This window comes from Bacteroides sp. MSSM.1001136sp1_RTP21357st2_D2_RTP21359_211015, assembly GCF_040913205.1.
GTDB lineage: Bacteria > Bacteroidota > Bacteroidia > Bacteroidales > Bacteroidaceae > Bacteroides > Bacteroides ovatus.
The window spans coordinates 197,892-217,401 of sequence record NZ_JBDFVF010000004.1 but is presented as its reverse complement, the minus strand read 5'-3'; the positions used below and the strand labels follow the sequence as shown (position 1 = coordinate 217,401).

Genomic DNA, 19,510 nt, shown 5'->3' with positions numbered 1-19,510 from the left:
GCCTCCAACCGTATGACGGAAATGCATGTATGTCTGGCGGATGCTATTCAGAAAGATAACCGCCCGGAAATATCCAATCGTTTGTTCCGTTCCAATGCGGTAGAGAAGGAGATTCTCCGTGTACAGAAACTTTTGAAGAATGCGAAGTTGGCATGGATGTTTACCAACTGTTTCCCGAATACACTGGATACAACCGTACATTTCCGTAAAGGAAGCGATGGCAAACCGGATACGTTCGTATATACGGGCGATATTCACGCCATGTGGCTGCGTGACTCCGGTGCACAGGTATGGCCTTACGTGCAATTAGCTAATTCGGATCCCGAACTGAAAGAAATGCTGGCAGGTGTTATTCTCCGCCAGTTCAAATGTATCAATATCGATCCGTACGCGAATGCTTTTAATGACGGCGCTATTCCTGACGGTCATTGGATGAGTGACCTTACGGACATGAAACCGGAGTTGCACGAACGTAAATGGGAAATAGACTCTTTGTGTTATCCGTTGCGCTTGGCCTATCATTACTGGAAGACTACCGGAGATGCGAGCATATTTAACGAAGAATGGATTCAGGCAATCACTAATGTACTGAAAACATTCAAAGAGCAACAACGCAAAGACGGAGTAGGTCCTTATAAATTCCAACGTAAGACGGAACGTGCACTGGATACTGTGAGCAATGACGGTCTGGGAGCACCGGTGAAACCAGTCGGTTTGATTGTTTCCAGTTTCCGTCCTTCGGACGATGCTACTACGCTTCAATTCCTGGTTCCTTCCAATTTCTTTGCCGTATCTTCTTTGCGTAAGGCAGCCGAGATTTTGGAGAAGGTAAACAAGAAGACAGCTTTGTCCAAAGAATGTAAGAACCTGGCGCAGGAAGTGGAAACAGCATTGAAGAAATATGCGGTGTATAATCATCCTAAATATGGTAAAATCTATGCCTTCGAGGTAGATGGTTTTGGAAATCATCATCTGATGGACGATGCCAATGTGCCGAGTTTGCTTGCGATGCCTTATTTGGGTGATGTGAATGTAAACGATCCGATTTATCAGAATACCCGCCGTTTTGTATGGAGTGAGGACAATCCTTACTTCTTTAAAGGCAAGGCAGGCGAAGGAATCGGCGGACCGCATATCGGTTATGATATGGTGTGGCCGATGAGTATTATGATGAAAGCCTTCACAAGTCAGAATGATGCCGAAATCAAAACCTGTATCAAGATGTTGATGGACACCGATGCCGGTACCGGTTTTATGCACGAATCTTTCCATAAGGATAATCCGAAGAATTTTACCCGTGCATGGTTTGCCTGGCAGAATACTCTTTTCGGTGAGTTGATTTTGAAGTTGGTTAATGAAGGAAAGGTAGATTTATTGAATAGTATACAGTAATATGCTGACATAGTAAATTGAACGCGGATAACGCGGATGATGCGGTTCTTTTTCTGGTGCAAAATCAGAAAAAACGTGTTATCCGCGTCGTCTGCATCTAAATATGAATAGCTGAAAACTAATAGTTAAAAACCAATTGTATCATGAAAAAGTTATGTGTATGGGCAGTTGCCGCCCTTTTAATGGCAGCTTGTACTCCGAAAGCTGAAAAGGCTACAGATTCCGGTTTATTGCAGAGTAAATTCCAGACAGAAGTAGATGGAAAGAAGACTGATTTGTTCACTTTGCGTAACAAGAACAACATGGAAGTTTGTATCACGAACTTCGGTGGACGTATTGTTTCAGTGATGGTTCCCGACAAAGACGGACAGATGCGTGACGTTGTTCTCGGTTTCGATTCTATTCAGGACTATATCAGCAAGCCTTCGGATTTCGGTGCCACTATCGGACGTTATGCCAATCGTATCAATCAGGGACAGTTCACTTTGGATAGTGTAGAATATCAGCTTCCCCGCAATAACTACGGTCATTGTCTGCACGGCGGACCGCAAGGATTCCAATACCGGGTGTTTGATGCCGAATTGCTGAATCCGCAGGAATTGCAGTTGACTTACCGTGCAGAAGACGGTGAAGAAGGTTTTCCGGGAAACATCACTTGTAAAGTGTTGATGAAACTGACGGACGATAATGCCATCGATATTCAATACGAAGCGGAAACAGACAAACCGACGATTGTAAATATGACCAACCACTCTTATTTTAATCTTGAAGGCGATGCCGGCAACAACTCCGGTCATTTGTTGATGGTGGATGCGGACTATTATACTCCGGTGGACAGTACCTTCATGACAACTGGCGAGATCGTTCCGGTAGAAGGAACTCCGATGGATTTCCGCACCCCGACTCCGGTAGGCGAACGTATCAACGACTATGATTTCGTACAGCTGAAAAATGGCAATGGTTACGATCACAACTGGGTATTGAACACGAAAGGCGACGTAACCCGTAAATGCGCTTCTTTGAAATCACCGAAGACTGGTATCGTACTCGACGTTTATACTAATGAACCGGGTATTCAGGTATATGCAGGTAATTTCCTCGATGGTTCACTGACAGGAAAGAAAGGCATTACTTACAACCAACGTGCTTCCGTATGTCTCGAAACACAGAAATATCCGGATACTCCGAACAAAGCGGAATGGCCGTCGGCTGTACTTCGCCCGGGCGAAAAGTATACAAGCCAATGTATCTTCAAATTCTCTGTTGATAAATAGGTTATAAAGGCAGTTCATGCCATTGAAGAACGGGTTGTCTGATTAGAGATTATCCGTTCTTTATTTTAATGTAATTTGTTAGTGCTCAATTGGGTTCATAGGGAAATTAGGATGATTTCCGGAAGTAGTAGAATAGACGAAATGAAAAAAAATAAAACTAAAGGACTTTTTGCATCGATAGTGCTTGGAGTGGTGGTTACAGCTTGTGCGTCTGCTTCCTCCAGTGGTACGGTGACAGTAGTGGACCGACCGGACATACAGTCCGTCAATACCAATTACATCGGGTATCGCGCTCCGCTTCGACCGTTGAATTTTATAAAGTTGCCGGTAGGCAGTATTCAGCCCGAAGGCTGGGTGAAGAAGTATCTCGAATTGCAGCGCGACGGTCTGACCGGACATTTGGGGGAGATCAGCGCCTGGCTGGAAAAGGATAATAATGCCTGGTTGACAACCGGTGGCGATCACGGTTGGGAGGAAGTTCCTTACTGGCTCAAAGGGTATGGCAATCTAGCATATATCCTGAATGATCCGAAGATGATTGAAGAAACCAAATATTGGATTGAAGGTGTATTTGCCAGTTGCCAGCCGGATGGCTATTTCGGTCCGGTCAATGAACGTAACGGGAAACGCGAACTTTGGGCACAGATGATTATGCTCTGGTGTCTACAATCTTATTATGAGTATTCTCAGGATCAGCGTGTCATTGACCTGATGACGAATTACTTCAAGTGGCAGATGACCGTTCCCGACGACCAGCTTCTGGAAGATTATTGGGAGAAAAGCCGTGGCGGTGATAACATCATCAGTATCTACTGGCTTTACAACCATACCGGGGATGCTTTCCTACTCGAATTAGCCGAGAAGATTCACCGTAACACAGCCGACTGGACGAAATCCACCTCCTTACCTAACTGGCACAATGTAAATATCGCCCAATGTTTCCGTGAACCTGCCACTTATTATATGCAGACCGGAGATTCAGCGATGCTGAAAGCCTCTTATAATGTCCATCATCTGATTCGGCGTACTTTTGGTCAGGTTCCCGGAGGTATGTTCGGTGCGGACGAAAATGCCCGTCTGGGATATATTGATCCTCGACAGGGAGTGGAAACCTGCGGCTTGGTAGAACAAATGGCTTCCGATGAAATCATGCTTTGCATGACAGGAGATCCCATGTGGGCGGAACACTGTGAGGAAGTAGCGTTCAACTCTTATCCGGCTGCCGTGATGCCCGATTTCAAGGCATTGCGTTATATCACTTGTCCGAACCATGCCATCAGTGATTCGAAGAATCATCATCCGGGCATTGACAATCGTGGCCCGTTCCTTTCGATGAATCCTTTCAGTAGTCGTTGCTGCCAACACAACCATGCACAAGGCTGGCCTTACTTCACCGAACATCTGGTATTGGCAACTCCCGACAACGGAGTGGCAATAGCTATTTATGCAGCTTGCAAAGCTACAGTGAAAGTGGGTGACGGCAAGGAAATCACTCTTCACGAAGAGACAAATTATCCTTTTGAAGAAGCTATTGCCTTTACTGTTTCTACCGGTGAAAAGGTCGCTTTTCCGTTCTATCTCCGTATTCCTTCATGGACTCAAAAGGCGGAAGTGCGGGTGAATGGCAAGAAGGTAAGTGCAGCTCCTGTAGCGGGAAAATATCTTTGCATCAATCGTGAGTGGGCGAATGGTGATCGTGTGGAATTGACTCTTCCGATGTCTTTGTCTATGCGTACCTGGCAGGTTAATAAAAACAGCATAAGCGTAGATTACGGACCTTTGACTTTGTCTCTTAAGATTGCAGAGAAATATGTAGAGAAAGACAGTCGGGAGACAGCTATCGGTGATTCAAAATGGCAGAAAGGTGCTGATTCGAAAAAATGGCCTACTACTGAAATCTATCCGGATAGCCCCTGGAATTATTCATTGGTATTGGATAAGAAAGAACCTTTGAAGAATTTCAAGGTAATCCGTAAATCCTGGCCGACTGACAACTATCCTTTCACAGTAGCCAGTGTACCTTTAGAAGTAAAAGCTATCGGTCGTCCGGTACCTGAATGGAAGATAGACGAAACAGGACTGTGTGGCGTATTGCCGGAAGAAGATGCGGTGAAAGGTGATAAAGAAGAAATAACATTGATCCCCATGGGTGCGGCACGGTTGAGAATCTCTGCGTTCCCGAACACAAAAGAATAAATTAATAACTAGAAAACTTAGAATAAATGAAACGTATTGTTTTTTTAGATTACATCCGTGTGTTTGCATGCTTTCTCGTCATCCTTGTTCATGCCAGTGAAAACTTCTACTGTGCTCCCGGAGCCACTGATATGGCAGGGCCGCAGTCTTTTTTGGCAAATGAAGTAGACCGGTTATGGGTATCAGTGTACGACGGTTTTTCACGTATGGCAGTACCCCTGTTCATGATAGTCTCTGCCTTCCTGCTTGCACCGATGAAGGAAGAGCAGTCTATGTGGCAATTCTATCGCCAGCGCTGTCTTCGCATCCTTCCACCGTTTTTCATATTCATGATACTGTACAGCACTCTACCTATGTTGTGGGGACAGATAGACGGAGAAACATCTATGAAGGACTTGTCGCGGATATTCCTGAATTTCCCGACGCTAGCCGGACACTTGTGGTTTATGTATCCTCTGATAAGCCTTTATTTGTTTATCCCAATTATATCCCCCTGGTTGAGAAAAGCCACGGCTAAAGAAGAACGTTTCTTTATAGGGCTGTTCGTGTTGTCAACCTGTATGCCCTATCTCAACCGTTGGTGCGGTGAAGTGTGGGGACAATGTTTCTGGAATGAATACCACATGTTGTGGTACTTCTCCGGTTATCTGGGCTATCTCGTTCTGGCACACTACATTCGTGTACACCTTACATGGAACCGTTCCAAACGTTTTATTATAGGAACTATTTTAATGGTGATCGGTGCTGTATGGACTATTTATTCATTCTATGTTCAGGCTATACCCGGCGAACTCCATTCCACCCCTGTAATAGAAATAGGATGGGCTTTCTGTACTATTAACTGTGTGCTTCTCACAACGGGTACATTCCTTATGTTTACATGTATCAAACGTCCGAAAGCTCCGACGCTAGTGACGGAAACATCGAAACTTAGTTATGGTATGTACCTTATGCACATATTCTGGCTCGGACTGTGGGTGACTGTGTTCAAAGATACATTGGCGCTTCCCACTGTTGCCGCTATACCATGTATCGCAGTGGTTACGTTTATCTGTTGTTTTGTAACAACTAAGATAATCTCGTTTATACCGGGCAGTAAATGGATAGTAGGATAAATATCCGGAAACAATAAGATTTTGAATAGAAAATCAGGAAAAACTTGATTATCTATTCAAAATCTTATTGTTTATAGCTTATTTCCCTCTTAATATCCTCTTTCTCTTTTCACCTCTTTCACCCCTTTGTAAACAGTTTTTCCCCAGCTTCTTACGGGTGAACCCTCCCTCTGTTTGGAGCTTTATGCCGCTTTCATCGGTTTCACCAAATACACGTTCCCATATTTGGTATGTTTGCGGGTGACCCCTGCCGCAAGCAAAACTTGCGCGAACGTAGCCGGATTACTTCCACGCATGGCAGCGGGGTTATACATCTTCAGTCTCCTGAATATGTCCGAAGCCGAGAGCCGTTCGCTTCCCTCTTCATCATCTTTAGCTATCCGGAAGCAGGCATGAAAGACTTCCTCTGCCGGACACGGATGATAAAAAGCAGCATTGTGGCGTTGCAGTTCCCGTTCCTCTTCTTTTGTGAACCAATAGCGGATGCCGGAGAGCAGTTCAGCTTTCAGTTGGGCATAGATCTGATCGTGCATGATACCTTCGCAGTCGATCAGATGTTCTGCTTCAATGCAGATGAATCGCCGGCTACCGGTGGGATCGGTGAGCAAGTCAAAACGGTTGCTTGTACCGATGAAAGAAGCGATGCGCGGCAAGTTGCGGAAATTCTTTTGATAAGCTTTGCAGATATTCAGGTTTGCCATTTGCATCAGATTCTTCAATAATGGCATTTGCTGCGTTCCGTATTTGTCAAATTCATCCATGTTCAGGAGTCCCATTTCGGCAAGTAACCTTTCCGGTTTTCCTTGTGCAGACAGTTTCAGGTTGTCCATGTAATAACGTGACAGTGCCGGCGGCATCAGTGCCTTGCAAAATGTGGATTTTTGTCGTCCCTGCTCGCTGCTGACAAGTATGGGGGCTACGCTGTTGGCATGTATTCCCGTCATGCCTAACCATTGGGCGGTGAGTCCCAGCATCCAGGTATGGAAGCTTTTTATCCAGAGCTGATTGTCAGAGACACGCTGCGCCAAAGCTTCCAGTCTGTCTGTCCCATCCCAGCCGGGCAGTTCTTCCATGTAAAGTCGGAAAGGATGGTATTCAGGAATACAAGTGGAATAAATGTAACGGCTCAAGTCTTTATCCCAGCAGGATATGCCCTGGTCGTGTGCTTCCATGCAGAAAGTGTTCAGTTCCCGCTTACTTACAGGTTCGAAAGGAACGGCACGTTTGTTGGCAGGACGATATTCCGTTTCTTCCGTCAATAGGTTGTAACGAAAATCATACTGTTTTTGCAGGAATGTACGTACTTCTTGCGTCAGGCGGACCGGTTGTTTTTGTTCCGTCTCTTTCTTTTTTCCAGTAGGCGGTGCAGTGTCTGGCAGGGGAGCAGTATATATATCTTCATGACCTTCTGATTCTGGCGTTTTCAGTTGCTCTTCCTCGGTTTTCTCTGCTGCATCTTCTTTGTTCTTCTTCATTTGGAACAATTTTAGTTCCTTCAATACCTGTCTCCATATCAATGTTATTGCATTCATTATTTTTTCTGTTTTAAAGTGATTAAAATCGGTTTATTGTTCAGCGCTGATACTGCGAATGTACTATAGGATGAGGTCGGTTTGCAAGTATTTCTCCGGAAAAAATATTAATTTCTACGTATCTGAAGAAGTCGGCTTCTTATCATCCTTTTCTCTATTTTTTATCGTATCTTTGACGAAGAGTTATTGATGATTCACTTTCGTGGTCCAATCAAATGACAAGAGTGATCTAATTGGATAACGACTGTGATTTGAATGAACCACGGTAGTGGTTTAATAATAAACTTAAAGTTTTTACATGAAATATATTCACTATCAAAACGTTAACTACTAATGGCTATACTTTACGATTGGTATGAGAATCCCGGTGAGTCCGATGATTCGGAAGAGAAAGGTTTGCATCCCCGCATTTTTTTGAATGGTAAGGTGGGAACGGATAAACTGTGCCGGATGATTCACGGACGCAGTTCGCTTTCCGTAGGTGATGTAAAAAATGCGTTCGAGATGCTTGCCCAGATTTGTGGTGAAGAACTGCGCGAGGGGCGTGAGGTGCATATTGAAGGACTTGGCTATTTTGCTCCAATCTTGCGGAGTACACAAAAAGTGACTCGCAGCACTAAGAACAAATGGTTGAAAATGGAGTTGAAAACAATCGGTTTTCGTCCTGATGCCCGTTTGCGGGGGGAGTTGGTAGGTGCTAAAGTCAGCCGGAGCAAGTATGCACGCCATTCGGAATCCTTGTCGGAGGTAGAGATAGATATGCGGTTGAAGGAATATTTTGTCGATCATGATGTAATGCTTCGTTATGATTTTCAGGAAGTATGCTGCATGACACGGACTACGGCGAATCGTCATCTCCGGCGATTGCTGGAAGAAGGTAAATTGCGAAATATCGGCAAACGTATGCAGCCGATTTATGTGGCTGCAGCGGGTTATTACGGGGTGTCTCGTGATGTGCTTCGGCGGTAAATGGAAACGATTTGAGTAAGCGTCGATTTGAAGTGTGTCGGTGAAAGTGGTGAAAGCGTGATAGAAGGGCTTTTGCATGGTCGCTTTCACCCGCTTTCCTGCTCTGGACAGAGGTTTCGGGAAGAAGGTGGAAGCGGTGAAGGCTGTAATCATTTCGTATGATAATATAGGGCTTTTTTGTTTTTCGGTAAAAATATAGAGGTCGATTAATGATGTAAAGATACTTTTTTCTTATATTTGTGATTCAAGAGCACAAGATAAAGAGAATGATGAAACAGTCTATTTATTCTTTTAAACAATTACTGTCGGGAGGCTTGCTTTGTTGCGCGATTCTGTTGGCTGCTTATATATTTCAGGCATTTTTCCCTGAAATGTATGTTGATGCGTTTTCATCTTCCATACATCTTTCAATGTGGCTGACACTCTTTGTGGGAGCATTATTGTGGACATTCCGTGAGAGGGAGGCACATGGTATACCTTCCGAAATAACGGACTGGCAGTGTATCGCTGCTTTTCTTTTAATTACAGCAGATCAGATATATGTCGTTATGCCAAAAGAAATACATCAGGAGGTGGCACCGGCATTGTCTACCTATACAATTCCTACTTTAGTGGTTGTTGGCATATTGATAGCCGGTATAATTAAGTATTCGATTTTATTATATCAAAAATTGCAGAATGAACGGCAACAATCTATTATTCAATCTCAAAAGTTACAGCAATTGCTAGCTTCTCCTTTATCTACCCAAAGAGGTATTTCTTTAGTTCGTAAATTGATAGAGAATAAATCTATTGCTCAATTGTCTGCCCAAGACTATCTATCATTGGTAGAAGGGTGTAGAACGATAGATCCTGACTTTTTTTGTTGGTTGAAGTCGCAAAACTTTCAGCTTCCTCCACGAGATATTGTGTTATGCGTATTGATCCGAATGTATAAAACAAAAGAAGAGATTTTGTCAGTTCTATGTGTAAGCGACGGATCTTATCGTACTATGCGATCACGTGCCCGGAAACGTTTAGGGATTATAGATAAAGAATTGGAGGCTTTTTTACTGGAGATTAATTAACTCTTCTCTTATCTTTATGTGTCTAATATTTCTATTAGTTTGACGAAAGACTTAATTGCTGCAAGCATTCCTGACATCGCTGCACAATAAAACCATACTCGTTTATTAGAATATGCTTTTTCTGGCATACATTTGATTGCGCCTATTGTTAGTATGATCCATGAAAGAAAATCGAAGAAATGGATGAGAAACAGTTGAAGAATAGAATTGATGTTATCTATAAAAAGATCTAGATAACACATGGTAATGCAGACAGCGCATGTACTGCAATAAAGTATAATATAGCGAATCATTGTTATTGATTATTTATACAATTCTCATAATCTTTATTTGCTATTCTTATATTTGCTTTATATACTGCTGTTTCTTTCAAGTAACATGGTGAGAGAGGACCCATGCCCTTACAGTTTGTAGCTATGGCATTATCATACTCCGTTTTTGCTTGTTCGTATGCTGCTTGTCTCAATTCTTCACATTTACTGTTTCCATTTCCTTCTTTGCGTGTTTTTAATATCTTTCTTTTTGCTAGCCCACGACTTTTGGCATATTGCCTGAATAATAACAACCGTTCCTCTTCACTCAATCTTAAGAATACCGTACGTTCAAGCAAGCCTTTTTTAGCTTCATCCATTTGTCGGAGTTCTTCTTCCAGATTCGCTTTTTTGATGAAATCTTCCATATACTCATCATCATTCAGACTTTCCATGAGTTTGTCATATTCTTCATTATTTAGTTTGGATGTATAAGCACTAAACTTGTCCGCTAATTGTTCACTACATCTTTCAAATTCATAAAACTCGTCTGAATTGGCAACGGAATCTATCAATACATTTCCTGTATTCCAAGTTTGAGAGACCAAGCTGCGTGTTTGGGCAATTGAGTTTACTTTTGTTGCTGTCTCATTTGTATAGTTGTATTCATCGGTGCTACAACTATAAATAAGGAATATGGTCAATAATATTCCAAACAGTGTAATTACGTATATGCTACTCTGTTTTTTGTTCTCGCTTTTCATGTCTTGTTTATAATTTAAATTGGGAAAACAAAGAAAGGGATTTTACAGCAATTAGATGGAACGTTTTGTTCAAAAAATGAAATAATTTGTTCAAATAGCTGTTTGATGACTACAATAACTCATATATCAATGTTACAATTTATATATAAAATGACTTTTTTAGGGCTCTATATGCCCGATAAATGCCTATATGACAGGGATAGGAGTGTAACGCTCTCTTGAATGGCATTTGTTATGCTCGTATCTTTGTGTAAAAATAATATTATGAAAGCAATGACAAAGCTGATTCCTATTATTTGCCTTTTTGTTATTATAGGCGGTTCTCTTTTTTATTCTTGTTCACAAGAGAAGAAAGAGGAGACTGCTATTGTACTTCCGTTGGATGCAGCTTTGTCACAGGCTGGAGAAAATCGTGTTGAACTTGAGAAGGTTTTACATCGTTATCAATCCAATCCATCGGATAGCTTGAAATATAGGGCAGCTTGTTTCCTGATAGAGAATATGCCATCTTATACCTATTATAAAGGTAAGCTGCTGGAACAATACCTCACTTTCTTTACTCTCTTGCAAGAAGCGCGGAGTAAAAAGGTATATCCACAAGCAATGGTGGATTCTATCAGAAGGATGTATGGACCGTTCTCTTTAGATTCTTTGCAATATTGCAAAGACGTTTTGATAGTCGATTCTGCTTATTTATGTAATAACATTGACTGGGCATTTAAAGTTTGGCAGGAACAGCCTTGGGGGAAGAATGTATCTTTTGCTGATTTTTGCGAGTATATTCTTCCTTATCGGATTGGTGATGAAACATTAAGCTATTGGCGTGAGGACATTTATCGAAAGTATAATCCTTTGCTTGATTCGTTGCGTGCTTCCACGGTTCTTGATATAGAAGATCCGCTTGTTGCTGCCCGTTGTTTGTGCGATTCTCTTCGTAAACGTAGCCGCTTCTTTACAACTACGGTTCCGCAAGGACTTCCTCATGTAGGGCCGGAGATTGCTCAAAGCGTTTCGGGCAGTTGTCGTGAACTTTCCGATTATGTCGTTTATGTTTGTCGTGCGTTGGGAATCCCTTGTGCCATAGATTTTATGCCTCTTCATGGAGGTGGGAATGATGGGCACCAGTGGGTGTCGTTCACAGATAAATATGGTACGCTTTATTTTCAAGAGTATCCGGATAAGATAAAAGAAGTCCGTAAGGATAAGATGTGTGGGGCTTCGAAAATAAAGGTTTATCGGAATACGTTCAGTCTTAATCGTGCTATGCAGGCGGAAATGCAACGCTTGGATACGGCTGTTGTACCTTTCTTCCGAGATCCGCATATCGTTGATGTGACAGCCGATTATGCAAAGACATACAAAAAGAAACTGGAGATTCCTGCATCTATGCTTTATTCGGGAAAGCCCCATTCGCGTATAGCTTATCTTTGTGGCAGTAGCCGCATGGATTGGGAGCCTGTGGCATGGGCGGAATTTGATGGTGAACATCTTGCTTTTAACGATGTCCAGATAGAACCCGTCATGCGGATAGCAACTTACGAACGGGGAAGACTTCGTTACTGGACTGATCCTTTTGAAATGACTGTTTCCGGTGAATTTCATGTTTTTGCTCCGTCAGATAGTGTTCAGGATGTAACGCTGTTTGCTAAATATCCTTTGTGGCAAGATGAGAAGTATCAGAAACGTATGATAGGAGGTGTTTTTGAAGGAAGCAATGATCCGGATTTTCGTCAGAAAGAGGTGCTTTTCCTGATAGAAAAGCAACCCGAACGGTTGCGGACAATGGCGTATTCCCGTTCATTGACGCCTTGTCGGTATGTCCGCTATATGGGACCGGAAAAGGGGCATTGTAATGTGGCGGAAATAGAGTTTTATGAAGCGGGTGGACTGTTGCCATTAAGCGGTAGAATTATTGGTACTCCCGGTTGCTATCAACAGGATGGCTCGCACGAATATACGAATGCATTCGACGGTAATACTGAAACGTCTTTTGATTATACGGAACCTTATGGCGGCTGGACTGGGCTAGACTTAGGTACGCCAAAGGTGATAGATAAGATAATTTATACGCCTGCCAACCGGGATAATTATGTTCGGTCGTTGGATGACTATGAATTGTCTTATTGTACAAAGAGAGGGTGGAGGACATTAGGACAGCAAACGGCGATGTTGGATTCGCTGGTTTACAGGAGGGTTCCTAAAGGAGCGTTGCTGCTGTTGCAGAATCATACACGAGGGAATCAGGAACGGATATTTGTGTATGAGGAGGGAAAGCAGGTGTGGAAGTAGTAAGTTGCTTTACATATTTATTAATTTTAAAAGTACATTGTTATGAGAGAACGATTGGTTAAGAGAAATGTAAAACATAAAACATTACAGCCGATTTATATGAAGAATTTTATTCAATGGTTTATTGGTATATTCGTATTAATAGCATCTTTCATTGGCTGTCAAGCAACAAATGATGAAACAGGGAAAATTACTATTTCAGCGGAAGAAAGGAAGCTTAATCTACAGGCACCAAATGGAGAATACCTGGCAGGTGGTGATCTTGTTCGGTTGAAAAAAATGTTAGCTCCGTGTATTGGTACGATAGAGAAGGATAGTGTGGTCTACGATTTTGAAATCTTGAGTATTCAATATGATTCTTTGCATTATGGTTTGATTGCAGATATTGAATTTGTAACGAAGAGTGGCTATCACAACCATCTCGTTATGGAGTATGATGGAAAAGAGGAATCGTTGAGTAATACGGATGATTGAGATGTAGGATATTATGATAGTAGTAGGTGTTCATTTGTTTTATAGAATGATTATGAGAAGAGGTTGTATATTAGCATTATTCTGTGGAAATGAAGATAAAAAGAAAAGTCCTGATTGTTACATTTCAAAAACTTCAGTAAGAATATTGTTACTGTAGAATCATGTACGAAGAAGGCAGGAACGAATTTTGGTGTATGAAGAAAAGCAAATTTGGGAATAGGCCTAAATATAGTGTATGTGATTGGTGATATTACTTTTAATATAATAACTTAAATATAAAAATATGAAGATGAAAAGAAGAAGTTGCTCTCTTGGATTTAAAGTGGTGTTTATGATAATATTTATTATGTATTTTATGCAAAGTTGCAGTTCGGACACTGTAATCTCTGACGATTTATTCTGTATGACTGTTATGACTAAGTCTAACGATTTTATAGAACCTGAACTTACACATAAGGATAGCATATTGGTTGACTCTATAACAAAGTTGGATGAGTTTAAATCATATGCTATGGCTACCCGGCAATTGATAAAAAAAATTCAGCCTTTAATGGAATCAGATTTATGGGATAAAGAACCTTTGGGTGAGTATCAGAATAGGAAAGACTCAATAAATGCTCTTGTTTTGAAAATAAGTAAACATAAAGACATACAAAACGATTGGAATAGCTATGTGGAAAGTTACAAGTCGTTCATTAAATTAATGGAGAACGCACAACTTTCTAGTACCATTAAAACAATATTAGTTGTGAAAGTGATTACATCTTCGGATGATTAGTAGATAATATTTTGTTGCAGATTGAATAAAACTGGTAAAATAATTTTAATGTATAAATAGTATGGAAATGAGAAAAAAGAGAACTAATTTGTGTTTCTTAACTTTAATTGTTGCGGCTTTTTCTGTTTTGTTGGTTCATGGTTGTAGCTTTTCTGAATATGATTTGGTAGTAGAAGATTCTTCTGGTATGGTTTTAGAAGAGGCAAACTCTACGCGGGCTTTATCAGAACAAAATTGTAGAAATGATCTTGTTATTTCAGTTTCTGAGTCTGAAGAATATTTAGATTATCTAATGAGTCTGCATATGTTTTTTGATAAATTTGATAGCTATTACTCATCTTTAAATGACAAAGAAAAAATACAGTTAGAAGAAAATTTGAATAATGATGATTATATTGAAGATATTATTGATGAAAGTTGTATTAGGAATGAATTGGAACAAATGATAAACGCCCAAAATCAGTTGAAAAATACAGCTTATTTTCATTTGAATAAGTTAGAGAGGAGTATGCTTATCTCATTAGACTGCACGTATATACATAAAACTGTACTTCTAAAAACAAGGGGAGAGGGTGACGATGCTAGGAAATGTGCAGAAATAAGAGATAAGGCTATACAAGCCGCCTCTGATTTAGCAATAAAAGAGAAAGAGGCTTGTGATGATGCTTATGAGTCAGGAACTACTGTACATGCATATTGCTATTTTAAAGCTGCTAAAAAATTTTCAAAAGCTAAAGAAGAAGCAAAAGAAGAATATGAAAGATGTATAGGAAAGTAATGGAGAAACTTATCTTCAAAAAGAATTGATGAAAAGTACGTCTCCTTTACTGAAGGATATGTATAAGGCATATGTTGCTACCGGAAGTTTGCACATTACGATTGCGTATGGAAAATTACGTTCCAATCAATATGGCTGTTTAGATGCTTTTGAAACAGATCAAGACGTACAATTTCTTGTTACTTGGATTTTCTGGCAATATTTGTGCTATTGCGTGAATATTGATTTTATGACTGGAGAAGACAAAACGAAGTTATATATAGGAAGATAAGAAGTATAAATTTAATTTCATCAATAGATTGGTGATAAATAATTTTTTATGATATGAACAGACTGAAAATTTATTTGGAAATAGTTTTGGCATTGATATTTATGTCAAGTTGTGGCTCTTCTGCTAAATTAGCAAAGAATCATGATGAAATGAAGAGTGATTCAAGAATATCGGATTATCTCAACATCAGTAAAAGAGAACGTGCATTAGTTGATTCTATTGTAGCATTGAATGAATATGCTGTATTTCTTGATTCATTCCAGAAATATTTGACAAAAAAGAATGCTATGCGTAAGGGCGAAGATGTGGAACAAACGAAAGAGTTTGCAGAATATGTGGCAGCGTGTTCTAAAATACAAAGAATCACATATGAGTTAAAGTTAAGTAAAGATGCATCTATTGCTGTGTTTGAGAAGATGTATGAAGTTGCTAATAATAAATAAATTGAATCGTTATGAAATTATTTAAAAGTGTTTTTGGAGCTATTTTGGTAGTATCATTTTTGCAGATTGGTTATAGTTGTTCTTCTGATTTTCATCGTTTTAATGATGAGTTGGATGAAATTAAAGTAGATGGAGCAACAACAAGGGGAATGGCTGGTCATCGTATGTCTCTTGTAGACTCAGTAGCGGAGACTGATGAGTTTGTGGAATATATGATAGCTCTCAATTCTTTGTATAAAAAATCTGATGAATATTTTTCTAAATTGAGCAAACAAGAAATTGAGATGTTAGAGTCTACAGCAAAATTGAATAATGTTGAAGACGTAGATGCGGGAATAGGTTATTCAGACCTTTATCAAGCTTTAAAAAGCGAGATGGACATGGTGGTGAGAACAGCGAGAATTTTGCATGAAAAAACTGATTACTTAAGATTGAATGATGATGAATTGAACACTTTATTTAGGGTTCAGACTCTTACTTCAAGGCGGGTGATTAAGAAGAGTAGAAGTTCTGAAAATGATCGAATACAAAAATGTGCAGCAGAAAGACAAGAGAGGTATGAACAAGCAGAGCTAGAAGCTAGTAGGGCTATGGGAGAATGTGCGCTATTGAAAGATGATTGGGAATATATGCAATGTATGGGAGATGCGATAGTTGCTCGTAATGCAAAGTGGGCTCGGGCTGATGAATTATATGAAGATTGTATAAAAGGTAAATGATTTGATAAAATCGTAATGCGCCCAAATGATAGACTGGTAATCAATAGGGGTAAATTGGTTTGTTGTTGACGTTTGTAAGAGTATTATTTGATACTCTTACAAACACAATGATGTTGATTAGGTCTTTTTATATTTAGAATTAGGGTGCCGTGATCAAGAATAATGGTTATTTGCAAATTCTATACAGGAGTGAATGAAACAATAAATGTGAATAAGGAGAATATGAAAAGAAGTATTTTTTTATTCCTTCTGGGAATAATGTTGTTTGTTTGCCAGACAAAAGCATCTACAATAAACGATGTGTCTGCTATAGAGACAGAAATGATTAATTTTTTCCGTTCTACATTGCAACGTAACTACGGCAGTTCTGACGGAAAAGCAGTAAAGTTGATGATGGATGCTCTTCTGCATTATAAATTTCATTATATTATTGATGTGGATAAGGAGGCTTTGAAAGCTATTAATGACAAACTTTATCCGGACATGTTTGGTAACTATTTTGTAGAGACTAATGAGCATCCGATTGATTCGCTTCATACGAATTGGAAACGGTACGATCCTTATCATATTATTTGTGGCTATGAATTCAAAAAACAACTGAATGGAGAAACTTATTATCAGAAGGAACTGTCACAGGCTACATCTCCTTTATTTAAGGAAATATGTAATGCGTATGAAGCAACCGGCAGTTTACCTTTTACTGTCGTTTTGGGAAAGTTCCGAGCCAACAATCATCAATGTTTGGATGCTTTTGAAACGGATAGGGATGTTCAGATGCTTTTCACTTTTTTCTTTTGGCGTTATTTATGTTATTGCGTGAATATTGATTTTATGACAGGAAAGGATAAAACGAAGTTATATATAGATATGAGAAGATAAGAAGTATAAGTTTAATTTCATCAATAGACGGTGATAAATCATTTTTTATAATATGAACAGACAGAAGATTTATTTGACATTAGTCTTGGCATTAATATTCATGTCAAGTTGTGGCTCTTCTGCTAAGTTAGCAAAGAATCATGATGAAATGAAGAGTGATCCAAGAATATGGGATTATCTTAACGTCAGTGATAGAGAACGTACATTGGTTGATTCTATTGTAGCATTGGATGAATATGCTGTATTTCTTGATTCATACAAAAAGTATCGGACAAAGAAAAATGCTATGCGTGAGGGCGAAGATGTGGAACAAACGAAAGAGTTTGCGGAATATGTGGCAGCGTGTTCTAAAATATTCAGGATTATTGATAAGTTGAAATTAAGTAAAGATGCGTCTATCGCTGTGTTTGAGAATCTATATAGAGTTGCTAATAATAAATTGAATTGAATCACTATGGCATCTGTATAAGAGTAGATAGAACAAGTGAGACAATAAAGAATATGATTCAGGAAGATAAAACGTCAACTAAAAAGATGTTGTCGACTAAGAATAACATTTATATAGGACTATGTATCTTATATATATTGTTATCAATGATAAACAGGAAATATCCGATAGGGGATGTAACGCTGCATATCGTTTATCTTTCAACTTGGTTTTTTCTTTTATTATGGGAAATTGTAGATGTACTTATAAATAAAAAGAAAGATTTTGGGTGCATAATTATAATTTCGATGGTGCTGGTTACGTCCATTGCAAATATGTTGAGGTAGATAGAAACAAGATGATAAAAGATATAAATTTAATATATGCGAAAATGAAATATACACGGACATTATTAATTATTGTATTTGCTTCTGTTGTCCAGCTATTTTACGGGCAAGAAAGATACACAATCAGCGGTGAGTTTCCAGATCATTCTTTGGATGGTGAGTATGTGTTTCTATATGAACATTCAGCTCTTGTTGAAGAACCTGAACGTATGAAGCAAGCATTCAAAGATACCATATTGGTAGTTGGTAATACATTCCATTACGAAGGAACGCTCAAGCGGAAACCTTTTTTGGTTTCTCTCTCTTGCAGTAAAGGTAGACAGTTTCGTTATAATACCTCTTTCGTTATAGAACCGGGGGATATTCAACTTCGCATTGTTGATTGGGGAAGTGAGGGGAATGTTTCCGGTGCTCCTATTAATAATGATTATAATGCGTACATTATCGAATGTAAAAAGCAAGTAGACAAGATGCTCTATTTGATGAGAACCAAGCGGGAAGAGGAAGCGATGAAAAGTGATGCACGTCTAAATGCGTTGTTTCGAGATGCGTATATACGTTCCACAGAAGGTCGTTTGCTTTTTGGAGAAAAATATGCCCAATATCCCGATGTTATTCGATCTTGGTTGGCTATGTATATAGACCCTATTAATCAAACTGCGGGAGATGAGGCTATTTTATCGCGATTCTTGTATGTTGTCGATTTAATGCCTGAGGCAGAACGCGATATTCTTTTAGCTTGGCGGGAGTATAGAACCGAGTTGCAAGAACATATGGTAAAGGCCAGGGCCTTGAGAGACAGTCTGGAGGCTAAAAGGCCTCGCTTTATTGAGGTTGTTCCTAATTGTTCATCATCAACAACGGAAAAATTATGATAGGATATGAAATAGCTATTAATGATCAGTCACCTGTGGTTGTCACGTCACCTGACGTGGTATCTGTCATGGTGCATAGCAATTGCTCTTTCGGTGATAGTATTTATGTAGGAGGCTTGTATACTTCGAGAAGAATCGTTTGGGTAGATGAAAAACTGAAAGTGGGAGATAGAGTCCGGATAAAGGTTGTTGAAGTGTCAGCGGTATCTCCTGTTGTGAAGATGACCTATGATCGGGAAGAATTGAAGGCAAAATACGAACGACTCAAAGCCGAGCTTGGGGCAAAGGGACTTATATAGAATATTGATATGAAAGGGCTTTTAGTAAAAAGCAAAGATAAAATTAGCAAGGCTGGCATTCCTCAAAATGGAATTGGTCTTGTTGGTAATATTACTTGGCATAGTGGTGCGTCTTGGAGCGTTGGTGGATTGCGGGTGTCCGATGAGATGCATTTGGTATGGGACGGAGGACTATTGGAAGTCGGAGATGTGATAGAAGTGGAAGTGGCAGAATTTGATGAGGCTTCGGCGCCTGTTTGGGAGGAAAAACATTGCTGTCCGACACGAACGGCATCGAACAACACTGATAATCCGAAGGAATGGGAACATAAACTGGATCTCTACTACCGATTGAAAAAGGTATTGGAGGATGAGAACTTGATTTAATACCA

18 protein-coding genes and 1 pseudogene are annotated in these 19,510 nt (G+C 39.9%); 17 read left to right on the top strand and 2 right to left on the bottom strand.

All coding sequences use genetic code 11. The annotated features are described in order from the left end of the window. Positions 1-30: 30 nt before the first annotated feature. From AB5217_RS04900 to AB5217_RS04885, 4 genes and pseudogenes are all read left to right on the top strand, one after another. Positions 31-1,392 (top strand): annotated as a pseudogene (locus AB5217_RS04900) (glycoside hydrolase family 125 protein); the annotation flags it as partial. Positions 1,393-1,535: 143 nt separating this feature from the next. Further along, positions 1,536-2,666, top strand: a complete 1,131-nt coding sequence (locus AB5217_RS04895) for an aldose epimerase family protein (RefSeq protein ID WP_015532192.1) — start codon at positions 1,536-1,538, stop codon at positions 2,664-2,666. A 141-nt stretch (positions 2,667-2,807) separates the two neighbouring features. Then, the gene (locus AB5217_RS04890) at positions 2,808-4,862 is read left to right on the top strand and encodes a beta-L-arabinofuranosidase domain-containing protein (protein WP_032845365.1); all 2,055 of its coding nucleotides are present in this window, start codon (positions 2,808-2,810) and stop codon (positions 4,860-4,862) included. Between the two features lie 26 nt (positions 4,863-4,888). Then, positions 4,889-5,977, top strand: a complete 1,089-nt coding sequence (locus AB5217_RS04885) for an acyltransferase (protein ID WP_032845364.1) — start codon at positions 4,889-4,891, stop codon at positions 5,975-5,977. Positions 5,978-6,159: 182 nt separating this feature from the next. On the opposite strand, the gene AB5217_RS04880 is transcribed toward AB5217_RS04885, so the two are convergent. Then, positions 6,160-7,509, bottom strand: a complete 1,350-nt coding sequence (locus AB5217_RS04880; RefSeq protein ID WP_032845363.1) for a VapE domain-containing protein — start codon at positions 7,507-7,509, stop codon at positions 6,160-6,162. A gap of 333 nt (positions 7,510-7,842) precedes the next feature. On the opposite strand from AB5217_RS04880, the gene AB5217_RS04875 reads away from it, so the two are divergent. Then, entirely contained in the window at positions 7,843-8,478 is a 636-nt protein-coding gene (locus AB5217_RS04875; protein ID WP_032845362.1) for an HU family DNA-binding protein, read from the top strand. Between the two features lie 266 nt (positions 8,479-8,744). Then, positions 8,745-9,545 (top strand): hypothetical protein, encoded by an 801-nt coding sequence (locus AB5217_RS04870; RefSeq protein WP_229115782.1) that lies wholly within the window; start codon positions 8,745-8,747, stop codon positions 9,543-9,545. Between the two features lie 295 nt (positions 9,546-9,840). Here AB5217_RS04870 and AB5217_RS04865 read toward each other — a convergent pair whose 3' ends face one another. Next, positions 9,841-10,560, bottom strand: a complete 720-nt coding sequence (locus AB5217_RS04865) for a hypothetical protein (RefSeq protein WP_032845360.1) — start codon at positions 10,558-10,560, stop codon at positions 9,841-9,843. A 264-nt stretch (positions 10,561-10,824) separates the two neighbouring features. On the opposite strand from AB5217_RS04865, the gene AB5217_RS04860 reads away from it, so the two are divergent. The 11 genes from AB5217_RS04860 to AB5217_RS04810 all read left to right on the top strand — a co-directional run bounded on the left by AB5217_RS04860 (position 10,825) and on the right by AB5217_RS04810 (position 19,505). Next, positions 10,825-12,849: a discoidin domain-containing protein gene (locus AB5217_RS04860; RefSeq protein ID WP_032854570.1), complete on the top strand. Its 2,025-nt coding sequence runs from the start codon at positions 10,825-10,827 to the stop codon at positions 12,847-12,849. A gap of 42 nt (positions 12,850-12,891) precedes the next feature. After that, positions 12,892-13,323 carry a hypothetical protein gene (locus tag AB5217_RS04855; protein ID WP_032845358.1) on the top strand — a complete coding sequence of 144 codons (432 nt, stop codon included), beginning with the start codon at positions 12,892-12,894 and terminating at the stop codon, positions 13,321-13,323. Positions 13,324-13,612: 289 nt separating this feature from the next. Further along, positions 13,613-14,101: a hypothetical protein gene (locus AB5217_RS04850; protein ID WP_139147505.1), complete on the top strand. Its 489-nt coding sequence runs from the start codon at positions 13,613-13,615 to the stop codon at positions 14,099-14,101. Positions 14,102-14,162: 61 nt separating this feature from the next. Further along, positions 14,163-14,879, top strand: coding sequence for a hypothetical protein (locus tag AB5217_RS04845; protein WP_032854572.1), 717 nt, complete (start codon positions 14,163-14,165; stop codon positions 14,877-14,879). A gap of 324 nt (positions 14,880-15,203) precedes the next feature. Continuing rightward, positions 15,204-15,593 carry a hypothetical protein gene (locus AB5217_RS04840; protein WP_032844868.1) on the top strand — a complete coding sequence of 130 codons (390 nt, stop codon included), beginning with the start codon at positions 15,204-15,206 and terminating at the stop codon, positions 15,591-15,593. Positions 15,594-15,604: 11 nt separating this feature from the next. Further along, positions 15,605-16,312 carry a hypothetical protein gene (locus tag AB5217_RS04835; protein WP_032844870.1) on the top strand — a complete coding sequence of 236 codons (708 nt, stop codon included), beginning with the start codon at positions 15,605-15,607 and terminating at the stop codon, positions 16,310-16,312. Positions 16,313-16,534: 222 nt separating this feature from the next. After that, positions 16,535-17,191, top strand: a complete 657-nt coding sequence (locus AB5217_RS04830) for a hypothetical protein (protein WP_139147506.1) — start codon at positions 16,535-16,537, stop codon at positions 17,189-17,191. 52 nt (positions 17,192-17,243) lie between these two features. Next, positions 17,244-17,639: a hypothetical protein gene (locus AB5217_RS04825; protein ID WP_032844871.1), complete on the top strand. Its 396-nt coding sequence runs from the start codon at positions 17,244-17,246 to the stop codon at positions 17,637-17,639. 337 nt (positions 17,640-17,976) lie between these two features. Continuing rightward, on the top strand, positions 17,977-18,840 hold the full coding sequence (locus tag AB5217_RS04820) for a DUF4369 domain-containing protein (protein ID WP_050486427.1): 864 nt from the start codon (positions 17,977-17,979) through the stop codon (positions 18,838-18,840). Continuing rightward, positions 18,837-19,139: a hypothetical protein gene (locus AB5217_RS04815; RefSeq protein WP_032844872.1), complete on the top strand. Its 303-nt coding sequence runs from the start codon at positions 18,837-18,839 to the stop codon at positions 19,137-19,139. The genes AB5217_RS04820 and AB5217_RS04815 overlap by 4 nt, the downstream gene beginning before the upstream one ends. Positions 19,140-19,148: 9 nt before the next feature. Then, entirely contained in the window at positions 19,149-19,505 is a 357-nt protein-coding gene (locus tag AB5217_RS04810) for a hypothetical protein (RefSeq protein ID WP_032844873.1), read from the top strand. Positions 19,506-19,510 lie beyond the last annotated feature (5 nt).

Excerpts from the sequence above, each read along its gene's own strand:
- AB5217_RS04875 (WP_032845362.1), top strand. The coding sequence starts at position 7,843 with ATGGCTATACTTTACGATTGGTATGAGAATCCCGGTGAGTCCGATGAT.
- AB5217_RS04840 (WP_032844868.1), top strand. The coding sequence starts at position 15,204 with ATGAACAGACTGAAAATTTATTTGGAAATAGTTTTGGCATTGATATTT.
- AB5217_RS04850 (WP_139147505.1), top strand. The coding sequence starts at position 13,613 with ATGAAAAGAAGAAGTTGCTCTCTTGGATTTAAAGTGGTGTTTATGATA.
- AB5217_RS04870 (WP_229115782.1), top strand. The coding sequence starts at position 8,745 with ATGATGAAACAGTCTATTTATTCTTTTAAACAATTACTGTCGGGAGGC.
- AB5217_RS04885 (WP_032845364.1), top strand. The coding sequence starts at position 4,889 with ATGAAACGTATTGTTTTTTTAGATTACATCCGTGTGTTTGCATGCTTT.
- AB5217_RS04860 (WP_032854570.1), top strand. The coding sequence starts at position 10,825 with ATGAAAGCAATGACAAAGCTGATTCCTATTATTTGCCTTTTTGTTATT.
- AB5217_RS04845 (WP_032854572.1), top strand. The coding sequence starts at position 14,163 with ATGGAAATGAGAAAAAAGAGAACTAATTTGTGTTTCTTAACTTTAATT.
- AB5217_RS04880 (WP_032845363.1), bottom strand. The coding sequence starts at position 7,509 with ATGAATGCAATAACATTGATATGGAGACAGGTATTGAAGGAACTAAAA.
- AB5217_RS04810 (WP_032844873.1), top strand. The coding sequence starts at position 19,149 with ATGAAAGGGCTTTTAGTAAAAAGCAAAGATAAAATTAGCAAGGCTGGC.
- AB5217_RS04895 (WP_015532192.1), top strand. The coding sequence starts at position 1,536 with ATGAAAAAGTTATGTGTATGGGCAGTTGCCGCCCTTTTAATGGCAGCT.
- AB5217_RS04830 (WP_139147506.1), top strand. The coding sequence starts at position 16,535 with ATGAAAAGAAGTATTTTTTTATTCCTTCTGGGAATAATGTTGTTTGTT.
- AB5217_RS04855 (WP_032845358.1), top strand. The coding sequence starts at position 12,892 with ATGAGAGAACGATTGGTTAAGAGAAATGTAAAACATAAAACATTACAG.
- AB5217_RS04865 (WP_032845360.1), bottom strand. The coding sequence starts at position 10,560 with ATGAAAAGCGAGAACAAAAAACAGAGTAGCATATACGTAATTACACTG.
- AB5217_RS04825 (WP_032844871.1), top strand. The coding sequence starts at position 17,244 with ATGAACAGACAGAAGATTTATTTGACATTAGTCTTGGCATTAATATTC.
- AB5217_RS04835 (WP_032844870.1), top strand. The coding sequence starts at position 15,605 with ATGAAATTATTTAAAAGTGTTTTTGGAGCTATTTTGGTAGTATCATTT.
- AB5217_RS04820 (WP_050486427.1), top strand. The coding sequence starts at position 17,977 with ATGATAAAAGATATAAATTTAATATATGCGAAAATGAAATATACACGG.
- AB5217_RS04890 (WP_032845365.1), top strand. The coding sequence starts at position 2,808 with ATGAAAAAAAATAAAACTAAAGGACTTTTTGCATCGATAGTGCTTGGA.
- AB5217_RS04815 (WP_032844872.1), top strand. The coding sequence starts at position 18,837 with ATGATAGGATATGAAATAGCTATTAATGATCAGTCACCTGTGGTTGTC.